Source organism: Pantoea sp. 1B4, from assembly GCF_016925765.1.
GTDB lineage: Bacteria > Pseudomonadota > Gammaproteobacteria > Enterobacterales > Enterobacteriaceae > Pantoea > Pantoea agglomerans.
This window is the reverse complement of record NZ_JAEUWZ010000001.1, coordinates 2555614-2579076: the sequence shown is the minus strand read 5'-3', so window position 1 is coordinate 2579076 and position 23463 is coordinate 2555614. Positions and strand designations below refer to the sequence as shown.

The 23463-nt window shown below is 56.6% G+C and carries 15 protein-coding genes, 1 tRNA gene and 4 pseudogenes; 9 read left to right on the top strand and 11 right to left on the bottom strand.

The features are described from left to right. Window positions 1–2: 2 nt before the first annotated feature. Window positions 3–1358 carry a GntP family transporter gene (locus JNO11_RS12580; RefSeq protein ID WP_163640054.1) on the top strand — a complete coding sequence of 452 codons (1356 nt, stop codon included), beginning with the start codon at window positions 3–5 and terminating at the stop codon, window positions 1356–1358. A 58-nt stretch (window positions 1359–1416) separates the two neighbouring features. Here the strand turns inward: JNO11_RS12580 and sbcB are convergent, their stop codons facing one another. After that, on the bottom strand, window positions 1417–2844 hold the full coding sequence (gene sbcB / locus JNO11_RS12575; protein ID WP_033758356.1) for an exodeoxyribonuclease I: 1428 nt from the start codon (window positions 2842–2844) through the stop codon (window positions 1417–1419). 262 nt (window positions 2845–3106) lie between these two features. After that, a pseudogene (locus tag JNO11_RS12570) lies at window positions 3107–3316 on the bottom strand (type VI secretion system tube protein Hcp); the annotation flags it as partial. 152 nt (window positions 3317–3468) lie between these two features. On the opposite strand from JNO11_RS12570, the pseudogene dacD reads away from it, so the two are divergent. The 3 genes and pseudogenes from dacD to tmaR all read left to right on the top strand — a co-directional run bounded on the left by dacD (window position 3469) and on the right by tmaR (window position 6445). After that, a pseudogene (gene dacD, locus JNO11_RS12565) lies at window positions 3469–4633 on the top strand (serine-type D-Ala-D-Ala carboxypeptidase DacD). A 265-nt stretch (window positions 4634–4898) separates the two neighbouring features. Further along, window positions 4899–5958, top strand: a pseudogene (locus JNO11_RS12560) (FUSC family protein). A gap of 160 nt (window positions 5959–6118) precedes the next feature. Continuing rightward, window positions 6119–6445: a PTS system regulator TmaR gene (tmaR, locus tag JNO11_RS12555; protein WP_004571340.1), complete on the top strand. Its 327-nt coding sequence runs from the start codon at window positions 6119–6121 to the stop codon at window positions 6443–6445. Between the two features lie 94 nt (window positions 6446–6539). Here the strand turns inward: tmaR and JNO11_RS12550 are convergent, their stop codons facing one another. The 4 genes from JNO11_RS12550 to JNO11_RS12535 all read right to left on the bottom strand — a co-directional run bounded on the left by JNO11_RS12550 (window position 6540) and on the right by JNO11_RS12535 (window position 10559). Further along, window positions 6540–7601 carry a LacI family DNA-binding transcriptional regulator gene (locus JNO11_RS12550; protein ID WP_325177378.1) on the bottom strand — a complete coding sequence of 354 codons (1062 nt, stop codon included), beginning with the start codon at window positions 7599–7601 and terminating at the stop codon, window positions 6540–6542. 129 nt (window positions 7602–7730) lie between these two features. Continuing rightward, window positions 7731–8645 (bottom strand): ketopantoate reductase family protein, encoded by a 915-nt coding sequence (locus JNO11_RS12545; protein WP_061703791.1) that lies wholly within the window; start codon window positions 8643–8645, stop codon window positions 7731–7733. 185 nt (window positions 8646–8830) lie between these two features. Beyond that, window positions 8831–9604 (bottom strand): PhnD/SsuA/transferrin family substrate-binding protein, encoded by a 774-nt coding sequence (locus JNO11_RS12540; RefSeq protein WP_325177377.1) that lies wholly within the window; start codon window positions 9602–9604, stop codon window positions 8831–8833. Beyond that, the gene (locus JNO11_RS12535; RefSeq protein ID WP_062757979.1) at window positions 9597–10559 is read right to left on the bottom strand and encodes a fatty acid desaturase; all 963 of its coding nucleotides are present in this window, start codon (window positions 10557–10559) and stop codon (window positions 9597–9599) included. Before JNO11_RS12535 ends, JNO11_RS12540 begins: the two co-directional genes overlap by 8 nt. A 208-nt stretch (window positions 10560–10767) precedes the next feature. Here JNO11_RS12535 and JNO11_RS12530 point away from each other — a divergent pair, with 208 nt between their 5' ends. The 4 genes and pseudogenes from JNO11_RS12530 to katG all read left to right on the top strand — a co-directional run bounded on the left by JNO11_RS12530 (window position 10768) and on the right by katG (window position 18834). After that, window positions 10768–11790: an LLM class flavin-dependent oxidoreductase gene (locus tag JNO11_RS12530; protein ID WP_010247994.1), complete on the top strand. Its 1023-nt coding sequence runs from the start codon at window positions 10768–10770 to the stop codon at window positions 11788–11790. A gap of 445 nt (window positions 11791–12235) precedes the next feature. Then, window positions 12236–13334 (top strand): annotated as a pseudogene (locus tag JNO11_RS12525) (efflux RND transporter periplasmic adaptor subunit). Further along, window positions 13331–16426: an efflux RND transporter permease subunit gene (locus JNO11_RS12520; protein ID WP_325177376.1), complete on the top strand. Its 3096-nt coding sequence runs from the start codon at window positions 13331–13333 to the stop codon at window positions 16424–16426. Before JNO11_RS12525 ends, JNO11_RS12520 begins: the two are co-directional and overlap by 4 nt. Window positions 16427–16614: 188 nt before the next feature. After that, window positions 16615–18834 carry a catalase/peroxidase HPI gene (katG, locus tag JNO11_RS12515; RefSeq protein ID WP_241866648.1) on the top strand — a complete coding sequence of 740 codons (2220 nt, stop codon included), beginning with the start codon at window positions 16615–16617 and terminating at the stop codon, window positions 18832–18834. 126 nt (window positions 18835–18960) lie between these two features. Here katG and JNO11_RS12510 read toward each other — a convergent pair whose 3' ends face one another. The 4 genes from JNO11_RS12510 to JNO11_RS12495 all read right to left on the bottom strand — a co-directional run bounded on the left by JNO11_RS12510 (window position 18961) and on the right by JNO11_RS12495 (window position 21065). Further along, the gene (locus tag JNO11_RS12510) at window positions 18961–19983 is read right to left on the bottom strand and encodes a HipA domain-containing protein (RefSeq protein WP_325177375.1); all 1023 of its coding nucleotides are present in this window, start codon (window positions 19981–19983) and stop codon (window positions 18961–18963) included. After that, window positions 19980–20291, bottom strand: a complete 312-nt coding sequence (locus tag JNO11_RS12505; protein ID WP_325177374.1) for a HipA N-terminal domain-containing protein — start codon at window positions 20289–20291, stop codon at window positions 19980–19982. Before JNO11_RS12505 ends, JNO11_RS12510 begins: the two co-directional genes overlap by 4 nt. Then, window positions 20276–20620: a helix-turn-helix transcriptional regulator gene (locus tag JNO11_RS12500; RefSeq protein WP_010247978.1), complete on the bottom strand. Its 345-nt coding sequence runs from the start codon at window positions 20618–20620 to the stop codon at window positions 20276–20278. The genes JNO11_RS12505 and JNO11_RS12500 overlap by 16 nt, the downstream gene beginning before the upstream one ends. Window positions 20621–20989: 369 nt before the next feature. Next, a tRNA-Asn gene (locus JNO11_RS12495) sits at window positions 20990–21065 on the bottom strand. 334 nt (window positions 21066–21399) lie between these two features. Here JNO11_RS12495 and JNO11_RS12490 point away from each other — a divergent pair. Continuing rightward, a complete protein-coding gene (locus JNO11_RS12490; RefSeq protein ID WP_033758329.1) occupies window positions 21400–22521 on the top strand; it encodes a Gfo/Idh/MocA family oxidoreductase in 1122 nt (373 codons plus the stop codon). Window positions 22522–22620: 99 nt separating this feature from the next. Here JNO11_RS12490 and JNO11_RS12485 read toward each other — a convergent pair whose 3' ends face one another. Beyond that, complete coding sequence (locus JNO11_RS12485) at window positions 22621–23451, bottom strand: glycosyltransferase family 8 protein (protein WP_010247974.1); 831 nt, start codon at window positions 23449–23451, stop codon at window positions 22621–22623. Between the last annotated feature and the right edge of the window lie 12 nt (window positions 23452–23463).

Below are 23463 nucleotides of genomic sequence, written 5' to 3'. Positions count from 1 at the left end.
CTATGTCCACCGCACTGCTGTTAGCCATAGCGACCGCCAGCATCGTGATCCTGCTGCTGCTGGTCATCAAAGCCAAAGTTCATCCCTTTGTCGCCCTGTTAATTGTCAGTCTGCTGGTGGCCATCGCCACCGGCATTCCGGCTGAAAAAATCATGGAGACGATTATCACCGGGATGGGCGGCCTGCTTGGTCACATCACCATCATCATCGTGCTTGGTGCCATGCTCGGGGCGATCATTGAAGCCTCGGGCGGTGCCGAGTCGCTGGCGCAGCGTTTCAGTAAAACGCTGGGGCTGAAGCGTACCGTTGCGGCATTGACCATGGCGGCCTTTATCCTTGGCATCCCGGTATTTTTTGAAGTCGGCTTTATCATTGTTATTCCGCTGATTTATGGCTTTACCAAAGTGGCGCGGGTCTCGCCGCTGAAGTTTGGCCTGCCGATGGCGGGCGTGATGCTGACGGTGCACGTGGCGCTGCCGACCCATCCGGGCGCAGCGGCAGCAGCCGGGATCCTGCACACCGACATGGGATGGCTGATGATACTGGGGATCGCGATTTCCGTGCCGGTCGGGATCATCGGCTACTACGTAGCGAAATTCATGAACCGTCGCCACTACCCTCTGTCGGTGGAGGTGCTGGAACAGTTGCAGATGGCCAGGCCGGAAGGGCAGGAAAAGAAGAATGAACCGGCACCACCCGGTGCGCTCACCATCAGCGGCCTGATTGTGGTCCCGATTGTATTGATCGTGCTGGGAACTCTGTCACACACACTGCTGGCTGAAGGGAGTCTGCTGCGTAGTGTGATGACCGTGATCGGCACACCGCCGATTGCCCTGCTGATTGCCTTAGGGCTGGCGGCCTGGCTGCTGGGCGTACGGCGTGGCTGGAGCAAAGATAAGCTGGAAGATCTGACCGGCCGGGCCATTCCCACCTCAGCCAGCGTGATTCTGGTGGCCGGGGCCGGTGGTGCATTCGGCAAAGTGCTGGTGGAGTCGGGCGTGGGTAAAGCGCTGGCGGTCACGCTTGAAACGCTGCATCTGCCGCTGGTGCCCGCGGCGTTTATCCTGTCGCTGGCGCTGCGTGCATCACAGGGTTCCGCCACGGTGGCGATCCTGACCACCAGCGGGCTGCTGACGCAGGCGGTGACCGGCGTGACGGATATGCAACGGGTACTGGTCACCCTGGCGGCCTGTTTTGGTGGTCTGGGATTGTCGCATGTCAATGATGCGGGATTCTGGGTGGTGACCCGTTATCTGGGACTTTCGGTGGCCGACGGTTTACGCACCTGGACGGTGCTGACAACGCTAATGGGGCTGAGCGGCTTTGCGCTGACCTGGCTGGCGTGGACCTTGCTCTGATTAAGCAGCATCAGAAAGTCTGACCCGGCAGGCGATACCGGGTCAGACTCTTAGTGCTTCAGGAAACCAACTCCTGCGCATAGAGATAGAGCGCTTTAAGCTGCCCAACCTTTTCTGCATCCGCTTCATGCAGATTCGCCAGAGCTTCCAGTTCCTGCATAAACGCCTGCACCCGATCGGCATTAAGCACGTCACGACGGTGCTGCAACCAGCGTTGCTGCTCGGCATCGTCCAGCGTGCCGGGGAAGTTACGCGCCCGGTAGCGGAACAGCAGTTTCGCTACCCGTGCACTCTCAAAGCTCAGGTCCAGCGCAGGCAGATTCGCGGGCGCGGTCTGACGGATAATATTCATCCCCGCCCGGTCGGCATCACTGAAGAAGCCATCATAGAGTTGTGTGTCCACATCATCTGACGGTGCAAACGGCTCCGCTTCGGCAAACAGCGTGACCAGTTTTTCCCGCACGTCGGGCTGCTGACGCAGCAGCGCCAGATTCGCCAGGCAGTGCTGACGATCAATATTCAGCCGGGCCGCATCTTCCGGCCGCAGCGTACTGGCAGGCGCCAGCACCGGACACTTATTGATATGCACCAGTTTGACCGGCACCGCAGGCAGATCGCCGAGATCGTTTTTCGGCGTGTAAAGACGCTCACGCAGCGTGTCGGCATCCAGTTGCAGCAGCGGTGACATGTCGCCCGCCAGATCCACCACAATCAGCGCATTGCGGTTATCGGGATGCCAGGCCAGCGGTACGATCCAGCTGGTGTTACCGCGCGCGGCACCGAACATACCGGAGACATGAACCAGCGGTTTCATCTGCGGGATATCAATCAGGTTCATCAGCTTGTTTTTGTTACGATGGGTAAACAAAAACTCAAACAGTTTTGGCTGCTTCTCCTTCACCAGCTTCGCCATCGCCAGCGTGGCGTAAACGTCGGACATTGCATCGTGCGCATTTTCATGGGAGACGCCGTTCGCTTTGGTCAGATGCTCCAGCCGGAAACTGGGAAAACCTTCTTCATTCTCCGGCCAGTTGATCCCTTCTGGCCGTAACGCGTAGCAGGCACGCATCACGTCGAGCAGGTCCCAGCGTGAGTTGCCATTTTGCCAGGCCCAGCCATAGGGATCGTAAAAGTTGCGATAGAAGATATTGCGCGTCACTTCATCATCGAAACGCACGTTGTTGTAGCCCACCACACAGGTTTGCTCCGTGGTGAACAACGCGTGGATGCGTTCAGCGAACTCAGCTTCGATCACGCCGCGGCTCATTGCTATCTGCGGGGTAATGCCGGTGATCATTACCGCTTCGGGCTGTGGCAGATAGTCATCAGGCGGACGGCAGTAGAACACTTCGGGTTCGCCGACCGGATTAAACTCACTGTCGGTGCGCAGGCCGGCAAACTGGGCTGGCCGGTCACGAGAGGGGCTGGTGCCGAAGGTCTCGTAATCGTGGAAGAGGAAAGTGGGCTGTACGCGGTCGTTATTCAAATTTCATATCCGTTCATTGCGTTCACTAAACTGATGAACAGAAAGTCATCAGGCTTCCCGTTCGCTGGATGCCTTTCTTCATCGGCGCCTGGCTGCTGGTGCGAGAGCGGTGCCTTTGCCGGGCAAGGTCATTCATGCTCAGGCTTCACTTACTACATGGTAAACCATAATCCCACTGGCCTGAAGTTTCGGATGGTAGCGGGGGGGGCGTAGTATCTGACTGAGCGGTCAGGGGCAAGGAGTAAAGCGGACTTTTTACCTCTCAGGCTGTAGCTCGCTCATTCCATGAGTCACGATAGATAATATTCCCTTCGACATATTTCCAGGTTATTGCTGCATAGCGTAATTCCGGTGTTTCCAGATGCGTGCTGCTCATGCCGCTGGGTGCAAGGCAGGGCGATACCGTGGTGACATTAACGTTTTTCAGGATGATATTGAAATATTCAGTCTCAATTCCTGCATCAATTAGCCGTTACCTCCCCCCTGCAGGCATCAGCCATATCCGTCGCAGTTCATACTTTTTTTCAATTTATTCAAACCTTCACAACGCTTTTGCCGTAAAACGTGCGGCTGTTTCCGTTTCGTTTTAGAAATTTTCTCTCCCGTGCAATTAAGGATGAAGTGTTGAAAAGGCGTCTGCTGTTCACCGTTACCGCTACTGTTTTTTGGGCCTCGCTGGCACAGGCTGATGCGATTCCCTTTCCTGTGACGCCACCAGCGATTGATGCGGCTTCCTGGGTGCTGATGGATGCCACCACAGGACAGGTTCTGACCGCTGGCAATCCCGATGAACGCCGTAATCCCGCCAGCCTGACCAAACTGATGACCGGTTACGTGGTTGATCGCGCCATTGACCAGAAGAAAATCAGCCGTGACGACATGGTTACGGTCGGAAAAGATGCCTGGGCGGCGGGTAATCCGGTGTTCAAAGGCTCCTCGCTGATGTTCCTGAAGCCAGGCGATAAGCTGAGCGTCCGGGATTTAAGCCGTGGCGTTATCATCGACTCCGGTAACGACGCCTGCGTTGCCCTGGCTGATTATGTGGCGGGCAGCGAAGCGAACTTCGTCGGCATGATGAATCACTACGTTGAGAAAGCTCGGCCTGCAGAATACCCATTTTGAAACGGTTCATGGTCTGGATGCGCCGGGTCAGTTCTCCAGCGCGCTGGATATGGCGAAACTGTCACGCGCCATTATTGATGGTGAGCCTGATTTTTATGCCATGTACAGTGAGAAGACCCTGACCTGGAATGGCATTACCCAGAACAACCGTAATGGCCTGCTGTGGGATAATAATCTCCACGTTGATGGGCTGAAAACCGGTCACACTGAGACCGCGGGCTTTAACATCATCGCCTCGAATGTGGTGGGCAAGCATCGCCTGATCGCCGTCGTCATGGGCGGTAAAAGCCCGAAAGGCCGCGAAGAACAGGCGCGGAAACTGCTGGTCTGGGGCCAGAACACCTTTGATACCGTTCAGCTGTTCCATGCCGGTAAGAAGATTGGCAGCGAAAACGTCTGGTATGGCAATCCTCACCAGGTGGATGTGGGTACCGCAGAAGATGTTTATCTGTCACTGCCGCGCAGTGAAGTGCAGAACGTGAAGGCGAAGTACGTCATCGATCGCAAAGATCTGGAAGCCCCGCTGAAAGCCAACGAAGTCATCGGTGAAATTCAGGTGATGGATAAAGATCAGCAGATTGCCCACTATCCGCTGGTGGCGCTGAGTGCGGTTGAACCCGCAGGGGTTATTACCCGCCTGACGGATTATCTCAGGCAGAAGTTCTGATTAGCCGATTGTCAGCACTAAAACGGGTAGCCTGCGGGCTGCCCGTTTTTACTTGCACGCTGGCTGCTCTGAGCGTGTTACTGAGAGCCGATAAAGGTTAAAAAATCGCATTAAGTTGTTTTTAACTTCCGGGAAAGTATGTGAGGCGGATGTTGATAATTGTAAGCGAACGTCAAAACTGTTTTAAATATCCGGCCCGCGCTAAGCCTGAGCCGCGTTCAGCGTTAAGATAGCCACACCATGTTCCCGCAACCGGAAAGTCATTTTGCGTCCCGATAAGCCCATATCAAAACTGGAGTTCTGGTTTTATCGCCATTATCGCTCCGTCCACGGTGTGCGTATTGCCATCGCCTTTTTTGCTCTGCTTTATCTTTGTGCGGGCGACCGATATCCCTGAAGGCACCTGGCCGCTGATTACGCTGGTGGTGGTGATGGGGCCCATCTCCACCTGGGGAAATGTCTTTCCACGTGCACTGCAGCGCATCAGCGGCACGGTCGCCGGGTCAATATCCGGTCTGATTGCCCTGAAGCTGGAGCTGATCTCGATGCCGATAATGCTGGCCTGGTGCGGCATCATCATGATGATCAGCGGCTACCTGACGCTGGGCAAACATCCCTACATGGCGCTGTTGATCGGGATTACGCTGAGCGTGGTCGTGGGCGCGCCAACCGGCGATTTCACGATGGCACTGTGGCGCGGCGGTGATGTGATCTTGGGCTCGCTGATGGCGTTGCTGTTTACCGCTATCTGGGCGCAGCGTGCCTATACACACTGGCGCATTCAGCTCTCCGACGCGCTGGCGGAAATGGCAAAAATCTATCACGCCGGCTTCTCGCCAAATCTGGTTGAAAAGCCGCGTCTTAACAAGCCGCTGGGCAAATTGCTGAGCAGCGTGATCAAAATGCGGGCGCTGCTGGAGCCGTCAAGCAAAGAGACGCGCATTCCAAAATCGGTGCTTGAAGCGATCCAGACCATCAACCGTAATATGGTTTACACCATTGAGATGCAGATTAATGCCTGGTGGGCATCGCGCGAGAGCCATCTGATTATGCTTAACGCGCCTGCATTGCGCCGCACCCAGCAGATGACTGAGAACACGCTGCGGGCGCTGTCGGTCATGGCGATTGAAGGGGAAACGGAAGAGGTGGTGGCTAACAGTCACGAGCTGACCGAAATCAGTGGCGAACTGCGGCGACTGATCGCGGAAGCGGGCAGCGAAGGTCTGGAGGAGACGCCGATCTACGGCTACGTCTGGCTGACACTGGAACTGGCAAAACAGCTGGAACGGATGACCGACCTGATGCGGATGGCGCTGCGCAAATAATCACCTCAGACAATGACTTAATGTGAAACAGGGTTTCTTTGCGCTAAGATAAGAGCCAGTCTGAATTTAGCTGTGAAAATTGCTTACCTGGCGGGCTAGCCGCTAAGCTGATCGTTTTGACTCTCTCCCTGCGTCAGCAGGCTCAAAGAAAGGTGCCATCATGGAAAATGCCAAGCAATCATTTCAGGACGTACTGGAGTTCGTGCGTATGTTCCGCCGCAAAAACAAACTGCAGCGTGAAATTGTCGACAACGAGAAAAAAATTCGCGACAACCAGAAGCGTGTACTGCTGCTCGACAACCTGAGCGAATATATCAAACCCGGCATGAGCGTTGAGGCTATTCAGGAAATCATCGCCAGCATGCGTGTGGATTATGAAGATCGCGTGGATGAGTACATCATCAAAAACGCCGACCTGTCTAAAGAGCGTCGCGAGCTGTCGAAAAAGATCAAAGCGATGGGCGTGGGCGAACACCCGAAAGCGTAAGGGCAGACAGCAGCGCGCAAGCGCCAGACGTCCTATGCAAACCCGCATCCACTCCGGTGGGGCGGGTTTTTTTATTGCCTGCGTCAGCGCAGGGTTATTTTCCCGCCAGCCTGCGGGCGATCACCTGTAACTGCTGTGACAGCGCCACTAAATTGACCCGCTCATCAGCAGGCGGGGCGGTGGTCTCCCGGATCACCAGCGTGGTTTCCAGCGCGTTGTCTGACGCCTCTGCTCCCTGAAGCCGGGCCAGCATCCGCTCGACGCTCTGCGCGCCGAGAAATTGCAAATCCTGCCGCACCGTGGTCAGCGGCGGCTGATACCACGCACTCTCGGCGGTGTCATCATATCCAATCACCGATATCTCGCCAGGAATGGCTACGCCATACTGATGCAGCGCCCGCATCGCACCCAACGCCATCTGATCGTTCGCCACCAGCAGCGCCTGCGGCAGATCGTCGGGAAGCTGCGCCAGCAGCGCCTGGTAACCCGACTGCGCGCTCCAGTCCCCGCGTAAAGAACAGTGCGGTGTCAGCTGATGATCGGCCAGCGCCTGACGCCATGCATTTTCACGCTGACGGGCCGAGACCGAGCGCTGCGGCCCGTTTAACAAACCAATATGACGATGACCCAGCGCCACCAGATGTTCAACGGCGGCACGGGCGCCAGACTCATTCGGGTACTGACACTGCGCTACCGCCGCCTGGGGTTCGACATCCAGAAACAGCACCGGTTTGCTGCCGCAGAGCAACTGGATCTGTTGCGCCTCATCTGCCTCCAGCGGCAGGTTGATCAGCAGTCCATCGACCCGCTGTGCCAGCAGTTCATTCACCGTTGCTGCCGCATCGTTACCACTGTCCATGGCGATCACCAGATGATAACCCGCCCCGGCGGCGCGCTGCTGGATCGCTGAGGCGATCTGCGCAGGAGCCATCAGGGCCAGGTCGCTGGTGGCCAGACCCAGCGTTCGCGTCGCCTTACCGGCCAGCTGCTGCGCCACACGATTGGGCACATAATTGAGCTGCAGCATCGCCGCCTCAACCCTTTCCCGCGTGCGGGCTGACACCTGTTCAGAACGATTTAAAACACGTGAAACGGTTTGATATGAGACGCCGGCCAGTTGAGCGACATCATCGAGGGTCACGGAGCGGGAAGTCATTGAACTCTCCAAAAGATGAAGCGACGAGTGTAGCAAATTTTCCTGCTGCACTGCTGCTGCACACCACACTTTCACGACCACAAAAACCGGGTCCGTTGCAGCACCCGGTCACGGTATCTGGCAGGGCCATTAACGCTGCTGCAGATAGACCTGAAGGTTCACATCCACCGCGTTAAGCAGTGGCGTGGCGAGACTATGGCGTTTCGCCCGCAGCAGCAGGTCACCTATCACCTGATCGGCTTCGATATCAAAGCCCTGGGTTAAATCGCGGTACATTGAGGAGGTCATCGGGGTGGCCGGATCGCTTAACAGCTCAAGAATGCGGGCAGTGGCCGCCGGACGCGTCTGATAGCCTTCGGCAGTAATGACTGACAGAATCTCCGAGAAAACACCCTGTAACAGCGCTTCGCCGCCGCGCGAGGTGAGTATCTGTTGGGTATTTCCGCGCGCCAGGCAGCAAACCGCGCCGAGCGTGCTCAGCAGCAGCCACTTCTCCCACAGCTCATCCATGATGTTATCGCTGAATTGGGTATCGACCTGACAGTCACGCAGCGCCGCATCAACCCGCTGTAGTCGCGCATCGTTGTTACCATCCAGCGCGCCATAATAGAGCTGATGCAGCGGCGTCATCTGGATTACTTCGCCATTGTCACCCAGCGTCGCGTTGATTTTGCACAGGCCGCCAATCACCTTATCTTCGCCGAAACGCTGTTGCAGCGTCGCGATGTGCCGCAATCCGTTCAGAATCGGCATGATCAGCGTTTCCGGACCCACTGCAGGTGCAATATCCTCCATCACCTGATCAAGGGCAAAGCTCTTCACCGTCACGATAATCAGATCATAGTGGCCCGTCAGGCTGCTCGCCTGAGCCAGCTGCGGTTTTAGCGTTTCAGTGCCCTGTGGCGTCTGCAACACCAGACCGCTGGCCTGAAGCTGCTGATAACGCCGTTCACGGACCAGAAAAGTCACGTCCTGGCCCGCCTGAGCCAGCCGTGCACCAAAATATCCACCGGTCGCGCCGGCGCCTGCCATCAGAATGCGCATCCCACTCTCCCTCTGCTGAAAACCTCTACCTTAGAACGCCGTGACCGGGCTTACCAGTCTTAGCCTGGGTCAGAGCGCATCGGGGAGCATGAAATGAGAGGCCGGGAAAGCGCGGGCAGGGAGGGGACGATGCAGAGAAATCAGATTTTCCCTGCCCGGTCAGCAGGGCGAAACAGAGGGGTGTGTTACAGCCGGGTGACGCCCAGCGCGGCAGCCTGCTGTTCCCACGCCAGCACGCCCTGATAATCGTCTCGCTGCACCGGGCTGAATCCGCCGATCAAATTGTCGTCGCAGACGGTGCGCCAGGCGGGATCGTTCACCAGCTGATGCAGCGCCGAGCGGAGTCTCTCCAGCCGGTCCACTGACGTCGGGGCTGCCGTAATCAACGGCAATCCGGGCGCGGCTGGCGTTTCACCGATGATATGCAGGCCGCGCAGCGCATCCGGCTCATAGCGCGCCAGCAGCGCCCAGCTGACGCAGTCGATAGCCGCGATATCCGCCTGTGAATCACGCAGTGCTGCCAGCGACTGACGATGCCCACCGCTCAGCAGTAGCTGCGAAAATCTCACGCCCTGAAGCGCTGCCACAAACCGCAGCGCGTTATAGCCGGAGTGAGAGTCCAGGCTGTTAGCTACGGCCCGCTGGTCGTTAAAATCGGCCAGCGTCGCCTGTTTGTCCCGCGCCACCAGCCAGCTGCGATAGTCACGGCCGGTGCAGCCTGGGGCCTGATAGTGAAAGGTGCCGACCAGCTGAACCGCAGGAAGCTGGCTGACCAGCGGATAGCCGCAGGTCTGGCTCAGCAGCAATCGATTATCCTGCCAGTGTGTCAGCAGATCCTCAGGCCAGACCAGCTGCGTAGCGATGCCGTGCTGCGTCAGCAGGGTAACCACTGCCTGCATCAGTGCTCGTGTGGCGGGCGGGTGAATCGCATACATCGGCAAGGCGAGCAGGTTATTCATGCGTTTTCTCCGCTGATCGTCCCGGATGGACATTGACCCCGACCGGTCTGACCCAGAACTGACGCAGCCAGACCCGATAGCCCGCCACGCGAAAGCCATGATTGCGCTGGTAGTAATGCTCGCGATCGCGCAGATAGAGACGACGCAGGCCATACCAGGGGACGCCGGGGAGGTCGTGATGTACTGAATGGTAGTTCAGATTCAGGAATAGCATGCGCCACGGCCACGCCGCTTCATTATTCACCGACCGTGCCAGCGGATCGTCCGCCGCACGATGCTCATAGAAAGATCGCACTTTGGTCAGCGCCAGCGCCGGATAACTCACCGCCAGCAGATACCACAGCGGTGAAAATCCCTGCCGCGCCATCCAGAAAAACAGCAGTGCCAGCAGCGTCCCGTGCAGCAGCCACATCGCTATCGCGGGCCGATCGCCGCGGCGCAGTGCCTGCCACATCCCGCCGAAGGTCGCCGCTACATCCAGCAGCGGGCCGAGCAGCAACCGTCCCAAAAAAGTGTTACGCAGATGAATCAGCTGCTGCTGCCAGCGCGGTAACTTCGCCCAGCGAGCAGCGGAGAGGTAGTAGGTTTCCGGATCTTCATCCGGCTCGGTCAGGGTGTGATTGCGATGATGGGCCAGATGAGAATCGCGATAGAGTCCGTAGGGATACCAGACCGCCAGCGGCAGGGTGCCAAATAGCTGATTCACCCGCGGCCAGCGTGTGGGATGCCCGTGAATCAGCTCATGCTGCAGCGACATATACCAGCCAGTGAAGACGATCAGCAGCAGGGTGGCGGGCAGCCGTCCCAGCGTCTGCGCGTTCAGCATCACCGCAAACCAGCCGCCATAGATCACACCGATTAGCAGCCAGGTCGGCAGTTCGCTGCGCCAGAGCCAGCTGCGTGCGCGCGCTTTAAGCCAGGCGCGCTGCTGTAGAGAGAGATAACCGGTGTGCATGATTCACCTGACAGCGGAAGCGGGAATCTGAACAGTGAAAGAAAGGGCGGGCAAAGGCAAAGTGGATAATCTGCTTAGCTATGTCGAAATTCCTGAATATGGCGCTGAAAGATATTGACTATCAGTGGCGGCTCCGGGGGCGTAACCTTTCTCTATCAGAAATCGCATTGCATCCACGGGCGTTTACCGCCTGTCAGGAGAAATACAGATGAAAAATATTGGCTTCTTATCCTTTGGTCACTGGACGCCCTCGTCGCAGTCCGCCACCCGTACCGCGCAGGATGTGTTACTGCAATCGATCGACTTAGCGGTCGCCGCCGAAGAGCTGGGCGCAGATGGCGCTTACTTCCGCGTCCACCATTTTGCCCGTCAGCTCAGCTCGCCATTTCCGCTGCTGGCTGCCGTTGCAGCGCGCACTAAAACGATTGAGATCGGCACCGGTGTCATCGACATGCGCTACGAAAACCCGCTCTACATGGTGGAAGACGCCAGCGCGGCAGACCTGATCTCCAATGGTCGTCTGCAACTGGGTCTGAGCCGCGGTTCACCTGAGCAGGTAATCGATGGCTGGCGTTACTTCGGCTTTGAACCGAAAGCGGGAGAAAGTGATGCGGATATGGGCCGTCGTCACACCGAAGAGTTTCTGGAGGTGCTGCGCGGCGAAGGTTTTGCTAAGCCAAATCCACAGCCCATGTTCCCCAATCCGCCAGGCCTGCTGCGTCCTGAGCCGCTCTCTGAAGGCCTGCGCGACCGCATCTGGTGGGGATCCGGCTCCAACGCCACCGCAGAATGGGCGGCAAAAATGGGCATGAACCTGCAAAGTTCAACCCTGAAAGATGATGAGACCGGCGAGCCGTTCCACATTCAGCAGGCTAAACAGATCCGCGCCTACCGTGAGGCCTGGAAAGCGGCGGGGCATCAGCATGCGCCACGCGTCTCCGTCAGTCGCAGCATCTTTGCGCTGGTGAATGATATGGACCGCGCGTACTTTGGCCGCAGCGGTAACGACCAGGATTCCGTCGGCTTTCTCGATGAGAAAACCCGCGCTATCTTTGGCCGCAGCTATGCCGCAGAGCCAGAGGCGTTAATTAAGCAGCTTGCGCAGGATGAGGCGATTGCCGAAGCCGACACCCTGCTGCTTACCGTGCCTAACCAGCTTGGTGTCGCCTATAACGCCCATGTGATTGAGGCGATCCTGAAGTATGTCGCCCCGGAACTCGGCTGGCGTTAAGTGACAGAGCGCCCTGAAGAGCAGGGCGCTGTGAGATCCACCGCAGGCGCAGATGACAAAGCGCCTGCGGTGATTCTGCTGTAAACGCGCGTCATCACTCCCCGCTTTTTCTGCTTTATCCTCTCTGAACTTCTCTCTGACGAGCCATTCCAGGCCCTGGCAGAGCCATTCCAGGCCCTGGCAGAGCCTTTTCGTTACTCTGTTCCCAATGTCCGGAATATGCAGATTTTGTGACTTATGGTTTATTTCGTCACTTATTGCTGAATAGGATGTTTCCTCTGCTCAGGGTGGGTCTGAACCCTTCATCAACGCATTTCCCTGGTTTAACGTGTTTTCATAACCTGTATGAATGGACAATGCCTTTACGCAATTTGTGACTATTGACAGTATTGGTCACATGATAAGAGAATGGCGGCACTCTCCTGCTCACTGTTGAAGGTAATCTATGCTCAGGTTCAATCCTGCCATTCTGGTTGTTTGTCTGCTGCCACTGGCGCTGGCGGGTTGCCGGGATAATTCACCCAAAGACGATCCGCGCACGCAGCCGCCGCTGGTCAGGGTCACAAAGGTCATCAGCGCCACCGATGGCAGCCGTGCGTTTAGTGGCGTCGTGGTTGCCCGGGTTCAGAGCGACCTCGGCTTTCGGGTCTCAGGAAAAATCCTCGAACGGCTGGTGGATAGCGGCCAGCGGGTGAAGCGCGGTCAGCCGCTGATGCGGCTCGACCCGGCAGATCTCCGGCTGCAGGCCCAGGCTCAGCAGCAGGCCGTTGCCGCCGCGCAGGCACGCGTCAGACAGGCCAGCGCCGATCAGGCGCGTTACCGCACTCTGGTGGCAACCGGGGCAGTTTCTGCGTCGGCATACGACCAGATTCGGGCCGCTGCGGCCACCGCTCAGGCTGAGCTGAAAGCCGCCCAGGCGCAGGCCAGCGTGGCAGGTAACGCCAGCGGATATGCGCTGCTCCTGGCTGATGACGATGGCGTGGTGATGGCAACGCTGGCGGAGCCGGGTCAGGTTGTGAGTGCCGGTGAGGCTGTCATCAGACTGGCCAGAGCCGGACAGCGCGAGGCAAGTGTTCAGTTGCCGGAGACCCTGCGCCCGGCAGTGGGAAGTGAGGCAAAGGCAACGCTGTATGGTGCGGGCAGTGCGCCGGTTTCTGCCCGGCTGCGCCAACTGGCTGATGTGGCCGATCCGATGACGCGCACCTTTGAGGCGAGATATGTGCTGGAGGGCGCACTGGCCAGCGCACCGCTGGGAGCCACCGTCACAATCACGCTGCCGAATAAACCGTCGCAACCGCTGCTGCAGGTTCCGCTGGCGGCGATCTACGATGCCGGTAAAGGGCCAGGCGTCTGGGATATTACCGGCCAGCCCGCTACCGTTGCCTGGCGGCCGGTGACGGTGGTGTCGATAAGTGATGAGGCGGCCACCGTCACGGGTCAGCTTAATGCTGGCGATCAGATAGTGGCGCTGGGCGCGCATCTGTTGCAGCAGGGGGGAGCGCGTGCGCCCCGATGACGCTGCCGTTGCCGGGAGCCAGCCATGAGCCAGGGACGCTTTAATCTGTCAGCGCTGGCCGTGCGCGAGCGCGCCATTACGCTGTTTCTGATCATCCTGATTACCGTGGCGGGCGTCTTGTCCTTTTTCGAACTGGGACGGGCAGAAGATCCACCGTTCACCGTAAAACAGATGACGATTATCTCCGCCTGGCCAGGTGCGACGGCTCAGGAGATGCAGGATCAGGTGGCCGAGCCGCTGGAAAAGCGTCTGCAGGAGCTGAGGTGGTATGACCGTAGCGAGACGTACACGCGCCCCGGTCTGGCTTTCACTATGTTATCCCTGCAGGACAAAACGCCGCCTTCCCAGGTTCAGGAGGAGTTTTACCAGGCGCGTAAGAAGCTGGGTGATGAGAGCAGAAATCTGCCTGCCGGGGTCATCGGGCCGATGATCAACGACGAGTTCTCCGACGTGACCTTTGCACTGCTGGCGCTGAAGGCAAAAGGGGAGCCGCAGCGCCTGCTGGTTCGTGAAGCGGAATCACTGCGTCAGCGACTGCTGCATCTGCCTGGCGTGAAAAAGGTCAATATCATCGGTGAGCAGAGTGAACGCATCTATGTGTCATTTTCACACGATAGACTGGCGACACTCGGCATCACCCCGCAGGCAATTTTTGCTGCGCTGAACGATCAGAATGTCCTGACGCCAGCGGGATCGATTGATACGCAGGGGCCGCAGGTCTTTATACGGCTGGATGGCGCGTTCGATAAACTGGATAAAATCCGTGAGACGCCGATTGTGGCGCAGGGGAGAAGCCTGAAGCTGGCGGACGTGGCTACGGTGACCCGGGGTTACGAAGATCCCGCCACCTTTATGGTGCGCAATCAGGGCGAACCGGCGCTGCTGCTGGGTATCGTAATGCGTGAAGGCTGGAACGGTCTGGAACTCGGCAAGGCACTGGCGGCTGAAACCGCCCGCATTAACCAGGCGATGCCGCTGGGGCTCTCACTGACTCAGGTCACCGATCAGTCCGTCAATATCCGCTCGGCGGTTGATGAATTTATGGTTAAGTTCGTCGTGGCGTTGCTGGTGGTGATGGTGGTCTGCTTTGTCAGCATGGGCTGGCGTGTCGGGGTAGTGGTCGCGGCTGCGGTGCCGCTCACCCTGGCGGTGGTGTTTGTGGTGATGGAGGCTTCCGGCAAAAACTTTGACCGCATCACGCTCGGTTCGCTGATTCTGGCGCTGGGCCTGCTGGTGGACGACGCCATTATCGCCATTGAGATGATGGTAGTGAAAATGGAGGAGGGCTACGACCGCATCAAGGCCTCTGCCTATGCCTGGAGTCATACGGCGGCACCAATGCTGGCAGGCACCCTGGTTACGGCCGTCGGGTTTATGCCCAATGGGTTTGCGCAGTCCACGGCGGGCGAGTACACCAGCAATATGTTCTGGATAGTCGGCATCGCGTTGATCGCCTCCTGGATCGTCGCGGTGGTGTTCACCCCTTATCTTGGCGTAAAGCTGCTGCCAGCCATCAAAACGGTAGAAGGCGGCCACGCAGCGATCTACAACACCCGCCACTACAACCGCTTTCGCCGCCTGCTGACCCGCGTGATTGCCCGTAAAGGCTGGGTGGCAGGCGTGGTGATTGCCCTGTTTATCGCCGCTGTGCTCGGTATGGCGCTGGTGAAAAAACAGTTTTTCCCGACCTCAGACCGGCCTGAAGTGCTGGTTGAAGTTCAGCTCCCCTACGGCAGCGCCATAGAACAGACCCGCGCAGCGGCTGAAAAGGTTGAGACCTGGCTTAAACAGCAGCAGCAGGCAAAAATCGTCACCACCTATATTGGTCAGGGGCCACCGCGTTTTTATCTGGCGATGGCACCGGAACTGCCCGATCCGGCCTTTGCCAAGCTGGTGGTACTGACCGACAGTCAGGACGCGCGTGAGGCACTGAAAACGCAGCTGCGCGCCGCCATTGCCAGCGGTCTGGTGCCTGAAGCGCAGGTTCGTGTGACGCAGCTGGTGTTTGGCCCATACTCCCCTTATCCGGTGGCGTGGCGGGTGATGGGGCCCGATCCGGCCCGCCTGCGCGCGATTGCCGATCGGGTGGAAGCGGTCCTGCGGGCCAGCCCGATGATGAGGACGGTGAACACCGACTGGGGCGCCCCCGTGCCGACGCTGCATTTCTCACTGGATCAGAACCGGCTGCAGGCAGTGGGGCTGACATCCAGTGACGTCGCCCGGCAATTACAGTTTCTGCTGTCGGGCGTGCCTGTCACTACCGTGCGGGAAGATATCCGCGCGGTCCAGGTGGTGGGGCGTGCGGCCGGACAAACCCGCCTCGATCCGGCTAAAATCGCCGACTTCACGCTGGTGGGCGCCGCGGGTCAGCGTATTCCCTTATCGCAGATTGGTGATGTGCAGGTGAAAATGGAAGATCCCGTGCTGCGGCGGCGCGACCGCACGCCGACCATCACCGTTCGGGGTGATATCGCCGATTCCCTGGAGCCGCCTGACGTCTCGACGGCGCTGAACAAAGCCTTGCAACCGATCATCGCGACGCTGCCCGCGGGCTACCGCATTGAACTGGCCGGTTCAATAGAGGAGTCCGGTAAAGCGACCCAGGCGATGGCCCCGCTGTTCCCGATCATGATTGCGATCACTCTGCTGATCATCATTCTGCAGGTGCGTTCTCTGTCGGCGATGATCATGGTCTTTCTGACTGCGCCTCTCGGGCTGATTGGCGTCGTGCCGACGCTGCTGCTGTTCAGTCAGCCGTTTGGTATTAATGCACTGGTCGGGCTGATTGCCCTGTCGGGCATCCTGATGCGTAACACGCTGATTCTGATAGGGCAGATTCACCACAATGAACAGGAGGGTCTGGCACCCTTTGATGCCGTGGTCGAAGCGACAGTGCAGCGTGCCCGTCCGGTGCTGCTGACGGCAATGGCGGCGATTCTGGCGTTTATTCCACTGACCCACTCGGTGTTCTGGGGAACGCTGGCCTATACCCTGATTGGTGGCACGCTGGGCGGCACCCTGATCACGCTGGTTTTCCTGCCCGCAATGTACGCTATCTGGTTCCGCATCCGCCTGCCGGGCAGCAAAACGGCAGTTGTGAAACCGGCGCTGTCGGAATAGTCTCAGGGTGACGGTTGCCGCTTCGCTGCTCTCTGCAGCCTGGCAGCAACCGTCAATTCATTGTTTTAAGCTTTTGAAGAAGGTGTATAAAAAGGTAAAAGCTATCAAACAGATAGGATGAGACAGGTGTGCGTTCCTGAAAATCCTCTATAGAGTAGCGATGAAAATACAAAAAAAGAGGTGTGACCATGAGCAATTCCATTGATGAAGATGCAAAAGATGCAAAGCCTATTGTCGAAGCCGATCGCGAGGCGCCTGAGGGCAAATGTCCTTTTCATGCTGGTAAGCCACCTCAGGCTAATCAGGCGCCGGGCGGCGGAACAACCAACCGCGACTGGTGGCCTAATCAACTCCGGGTTGACCTGCTGAACCAGCACTCATCGCGTTCGAACCCGCTTGATGAATCCTTCGATTACCGTAAAGAATTTGCCAAATTAGATTACTCAGCGCTGAAAGCTGACATCAAAGGGTTGCTCACCGAGTCACAAGCCTGGTGGCCCGCTGACTGGGGCAGCTACATCGGCCTGTTTATTCGTATGGCCTGGCACAGCGCCGGAACCTATCGCTCCGTGGACGGACGCGGTGGTTCAGGTCGTGGTCAGCAACGCTTCGCCCCCTTAAACTCCTGGCCAGACAACGTCAGTCTGGATAAAGCGCGCCGCTTACTGTGGCCGGTTAAACAGAAATATGGTCAGAAGATCTCCTGGGCCGACCTCTACATTCTGGCGGGCAACGTCGCGCTGGAAAACTCCGGATTCCGTACCTTTGGCTTTGGTGCCGGACGTGAAGATGTCTGGGAACCGGATATGGATGTGAACTGGGGTGAAGAAGCCGCCTGGCTGGAACACCGTCACCCGGAATCCCTGGCGCAGTCACCACTGGGCGCTACCGAAATGGGTCTGATCTACGTGAACCCGGAAGGGCCGGAACACAGCGGCGATCCTGCCTCTGCGGCCCCGGCTATTCGCGCCACTTTCGGCAACATGGGCATGAACGACGAAGAGATCGTGGCATTGATTGCTGGTGGACATACGCTGGGTAAAACCCACGGTGCCGCACCGGCCAGCCACGTCGGAGTTGATCCGGAAACCGCACCGATTGAGGCGCAGGGCCTGGGCTGGGTCAACAACCACGGCACGGGCGTTGGCGCAGATGCGATTACCTCCGGTCTGGAAGTGATCTGGTCTCAGACGCCAACCCAGTGGAGTAACTACTTCTTCGAGAACCTGTTCAAATATGAGTGGGTTCAGACGCGCAGCCCGGCGGGTGCCATCCAGTTCGTGGCAGCTGATGCGCCGGATATTATCCCGGATGCGTTTGACGCCGCGAAGAAACACAAGCCGACCATGCTGGTGACCGATCTGACGCTGCGATTTGACCCGGAGTTTGAAAAGATTTCGCGTCGTTTCCACAACGATCCGCAGGCGTTCAACGAAGCCTTTGCCCGTGCCTGGTTTAAACTGACTCACCGTGATATGGGGCCAAAAGCGCGCTACATCGGACCTGAAGTCCCGCAGGAAGATCTGATCTGGCAGGATCCGCTGCCTGCACCGGTTTATCATCCAACCGTGGCGGATATCGCGCAGCTGAAAGAGAAAATCGCTGCAACCGGCCTCAGCGTCAGCGAGCTGGTTTCGGTTGCCTGGGCTTCGGCATCAACCTTCCGTGGCGGCGACAAACGTGGTGGTGCCAACGGTGCCCGCCTGGCGTTGCTGCCGCAGCGTGAGTGGGACGTCAATGCCGTCGCAGCACGCGTGCTGCCGACGCTGGAAGCGGTGCAGCGTGAAGCGCACAAGGCTTCACTGGCAGATGTGATTGTGCTGGCGGGTGTGGTCGGCGTTGAGCAGGCGGCGAAAGCAGCTGGTGTTGAAATTGACGTGCCATTTACTCCGGGCCGTGTTGATGCGCGTCAGGATCAGACCGATATCGAGTCGTTCGATCTGCTGAAACCGCGTGCAGATGGTTTCCGTAACTACGGTACTGGCTTCGGCAAAACCACCACCGAAAATCTGCTGATCGATAAAGCGCAGCAGCTGACCCTGACCGTGCCGGAGTTAACGGTGCTGGTTGGCGGAATGCGTGCGCTGGGTGCTAACTTTGATGGCAGTCAGCACGGCATCTTCACGCACCACACAGGGACGCTGAACACAGACTTCTTCGTGAATCTGCTGGATATGCGCACCGAGTGGAAAGCCGCTGATTCGACCAATGAGAAATTCATTGGACGGGATCGCGTCACTGGCGAAACCCGTTTCACCGCCACGCGCGCCGATCTGGTGTTTGGCTCCAATGCGGTGTTACGCGCCTCGGCGGAAGTCTACGCCAGCAGCGACGCCCGTGAAAAATTCGTCAAAGACTTTGTTGCAGCCTGGACCAAAGTGATGAATCTGGATCGGTTTGAACTCTGATTGCTGTTGACGTTGTAAAATCTGAAACCCGCTGATATTAGCGGGTTTTTTTTATGAGAGCAGGTGAGTAATTCGACCGCTTAACTATCCTTTTACAACCCAGGTACAACAGGTTAATGGCATCATTTAAATTTCGGTCACTGCCAGTAACGTGATCCTTCGGGCCACGTAGTCAAGTACGGCTTCCCGCTGCGATTCAGGCATATGACTTTCATTATAAGTATCGATAATAAGCTGATGATGACTCACCACCTCGGAAAGCCATTTTCGTGCCAGTGTCGGATTAATATCCATACCCTGGGCAAGTAGGATAAAGTCTGCACCCAGATATTCTCCGTACTCTGAATTCATCCCCGGTGCGTTTCCTGCATCATTTTCTTCACGTTCCAGCAGGGGCAAAGCTAAATACTCTCCAAACGCTGCAGGGTAGGGCACAACGCTGATAAAGTCATAAACCGGGGCCAGCCAGGGTGAACCCTGCGGAGGCAGGATAATCCCGATATTGCGCAGATGAAAATCATTGTTTCCCAGCACATAGGCATACACGATGCGCAAAAAGAGGTCACGTTTACTCTTTAAACTGCTGTTCACTCTGGTATTCAGGAATTTAGCGGCTTTCTCGTAACTGATGGCCTTATGATTATCAATCCTGCCATATTTATCGCCGAGACCCATCGCGCCATCCAGCTGTTCCTGATGTAATCTCGCGTTATCTGACGCTGTCCGGTCATACCTTTTAATGACAAACGCCAGTTCCCCTGGCCGATTTTCATCGTGTCTGAATGGCATCAGCCCGAATGGGGGTACGTCAAATTTCAGACGCTGCATAACGCACATAGTGGCATGCTCGTTTTCTGCCAGGTGTGGGTATTCTTCCGGAGAGGGTTTCAGGATATAGGTGCCATCATTGCTGACGACCACCAGTTCTCCCTTTGCCAGGCGAAGCGACAGTTTGGGTTGATAGCCTGAAATGCTCATGCCTTTCTGACGTTCAGGGAGTTCCTGAATAAACTGACTGCGCGTAAACGGCAGGCTAAGAGCCACATTCAGACTACCCAGCAGATGTCGGATGCCTTTTGTTGAGTAGCCGGTTTTTAGCTCAGATTCTTTAAGCCGTTTTAATGTGATCAGGCAGCGTTCTGAATTCATGATGTTATCTCTTTGAAGACGACTGCCCCAAGCAAATCGTTACCATTTTCCATCAGTAAGCCGAACAGATCTTTATCATCAATTTTTTGAATTTCAGAATAGCGTTTTCGCAACCAGCCTTCCGGCGCTAAACCTTTAAAGAAGGGATGTAGCTCTTCACTTAAATAGGGCTCAGGTCTTACCGGCATGCTGATAGATATCGCACAACCAGCATAAGTGGGCAGGTAGCAGAAAGTATAACCGTTTTGCCCTTCACTCAGCGTTCCTGCCAGCGTGTTGTAAAGCCACACTTCTATTTTTCGAGCCATACTTTTATACCCAGTTCTTTAAGCAAGGCGTGAAGATTTATTGCCTTTGCAGAAGATGGTTTAGCAATCAGTCGTTTAAATGTTGAGAGTGATACACCAATCTGAATCGCCATCTCTTCATAGGTGATGTTTTGTTGTTTGAGTTCATTGGCCAGTAGTTGTGGCAGTGTCGGAAACGTCAGATCACTCAGCTCCGATCGGGTGTCCGGTTTGTCCGCATTTATTGCTTCTGTTGTGACTTCTCTACTCAAAGCTAACCCCGCCAATACCTTTTGCCGATCTGACTCAGAAAGGCTTAGCAGCGAAGATTTAATCTCATCAAGGTTCATTTTTGACCTTTTCTGCAATTTCAGTACGTTTTTGAAACGATATGTTCCGACTATAGTACTAAAAGGGTCATTTTTGAACTATTTACCGGTATCATCTTCTCAGCTTACAGCCAGACTGTGAAATATGCGGATGAAAGGTCATTTATGACACTTTAAGTCACTATTAATGCATTTGTTAAAGAGAGTATGAGATGTAGGGGTCAGAAATGAACCTTTAAGTGAGGGCGGCACCGAATGTCTAAGTATCAGGCACTAACGAAAAGAACCGGGAATTTGAAGAGTAAACAGACTGAGTAAGACGCAAAAATTTTATCAGAAGTATGAAAAGCAAAAAAGCCCGCTTAGTTTCCTAAGCAGGCTTTTCTAATTTGGCTCCTCTGACTGGACTCGAACCAGTGACATACGGATTAACAGTCCGCCGTTCTACCGACTGAACTACAGAGGAATCGTTTGAACGGGGCGCATAGTAACGGCCACGCCGGGCCATGTCAAAGCTCTTTTTCATAAATTAGCGCGACTGCTGAAATAGTCGCCACTATGGCGTTTTAAGCACTGAAAGAGCGGCCTGTGCGGCTGACTCATCCGGCAAAACGGCACGTGTAAAACTGAGGTGTTTATGAGGTGTTATGGCGCTGTCTAGCCCTTGTCAGGCGGCCAGGCGCGTGATTTAACCGGATAGTTTTTTTACGGGCGTCACAAAGTGTGGATTCTGGCTTTGTCAGCAATAAAAACGAAACGTAGATTCCATTTCAACCCTGAACTGAATCTCTGGAGTTGAAATGAACAAAGTCAGAATCGGCATGATTGGCAGCGGCTATATCGGACGCTGCCACGCGATTGCTTATGCGCAGGCCCCCACCGTATTTGCATTAAAAGGCAAAATCGTGCGGGAGATGCTGGCTGAAGTGAACCCCGAGCTGGCCGCCCGTCAGGCGGCGACCTTTGGTTTCGCGCGCTCGACGGGTGACTGGCGCGCGCTGGTCAGCGACCCGGCGATTGATGTCGTGGATATCTGCGCCCCCAACTTCCTGCATAAAGAGATGGCGCTGGAGGCGATACGCCATGGCAAACACGTTTATTCAGAAAAGCCGCTGTCATTAAGCGTGGCGGATGCGCAGGAGATGGTGGCGGCAGCCGATGCGGCCGGAGTCAAAACGCTAGTGGGCTTCAACTATATGAAAAACCCTACCAGCCAGCTGGCGAAAGAGATCATTGCCAATGGTGAGATAGGCGACGTGGTGCATTTCTACGGCACCCATAACGAGGATTATCTCGCCAGACCGGAAACGCCGCTCGACTGGCACTGTCAGAAAGCGCTGGCAGGTCTCGGTGCGCTTGGCGATCTGGCGGCGCATATCGTTAATATGGCGCACTACCTGGTTGGTGACATTGCTGAGGTCAGCGGCGACATGATGACGGTGATCGCCTCACGGCCTGACCCGAAAGAGCCTGCGCGGCAGTTACCGGTCGAGAACGAAGATCAGGCCAGTGCGCTGCTTCGCTTCCATAACGGTGCGCACGGCGTGATTGAAACCTCACGCATCGCCTGTGGCGCAAAGATGGGACTGACTTACGTTGTCACCGGCACCAAAGGCACACTGCGCTACACCCAGGAGCGCATGGCGGAGCTGGAACTCTATCTGCATGATGAACCGGCCGGGCGTCAGGGATTTAAAACTATCCTGACCGGACCAGCACACCCTGACTACGCAAATTTCTGTGTTTCTGCCGGACACGGCATCGGCTTTAACGATCAGAAAACGGTGGAGATTCGCGACCTGATCAACGGCATCGCAGCGGGCGATCGCATGTGGCCCGATTTTGCAGAGGGATTGCAGGTTCAGAAGGTGCTGGAAGCGATTGCTCACTCAGCGGTGCAACGCCGCTGGATTGAGGTATAGGGCAGAATCAGAGGGATAGAGGGGACAGAGGGGATTGCCGATGTGTTGATTAACCCAGGCGGGCAGGGCGGGAAACGTTGGCTTCCCGCCCATAGCCGATCAGATCAGACCGCTTTTTTCCCACCACAATTTATCCAGCGCATAAAAGCGATCGCGCTGACTCTCGGGCTGGCTGAGATCGCGTTTCCACGGTTTTGCCAGAATATAGTGCAGGTTCTTCACCTCATCATCGTGCCAGAGACCGCTATGCTGAAACGGCAGCGTTTTCAATGCATTGTAGATGTAAGAGAGCGGCTTCCAGCGATCGGCAAACACTTCGTTCAGCAGATCCTGCTCGGAGAAGGGATAGTTACTGAGATCATCGATGGCGGCAATACGCTTTTCCAGTGCGTCGAACATCGCATTATCGGGCTTCAGCACCAGAAAACCACCGTTCAGGTAAAGATCCACACTCTCTGGCGCCTTTTCACCGCGCGCCTGCCAGGTATAGTGGCACTGCTCAGGCTGCCACTCTGCCGGATAAGAGGCAATCTGGTTGGGATTACAGCGGCAGGCGTGGCAGGCGGCGAGCGGGTTATCGCCCAGATCCAGGGTAAAAAGCTCATCCATGTTTTGAAGGACCAGCATATCGGCATCCAGAAACACGACGCGCTCATAATCGGTTAGCTGCCAGGCGCGCAGCTTGGTCCAGACTTCGCCGAACTGCGCCGATGCGTAGTGCTGATCCAGATCGTCGCGCGGATAGAGGGGGTCGACCGGTTTAATGACACAGCCCTCATCCTGCAAAATCTGACAGTCAGACGCTGAAATCGCCGGCGTGGTCATCACCACCAGCGGCCACTGGCTGTGGCTCTGTTGCAGCGAACGGTGCAGCGCTTTCACGCCCACCAGATAATCGGGTTGAGTTAACAGCGTTACCCAGGCAAACATAGCTTTCCTCAA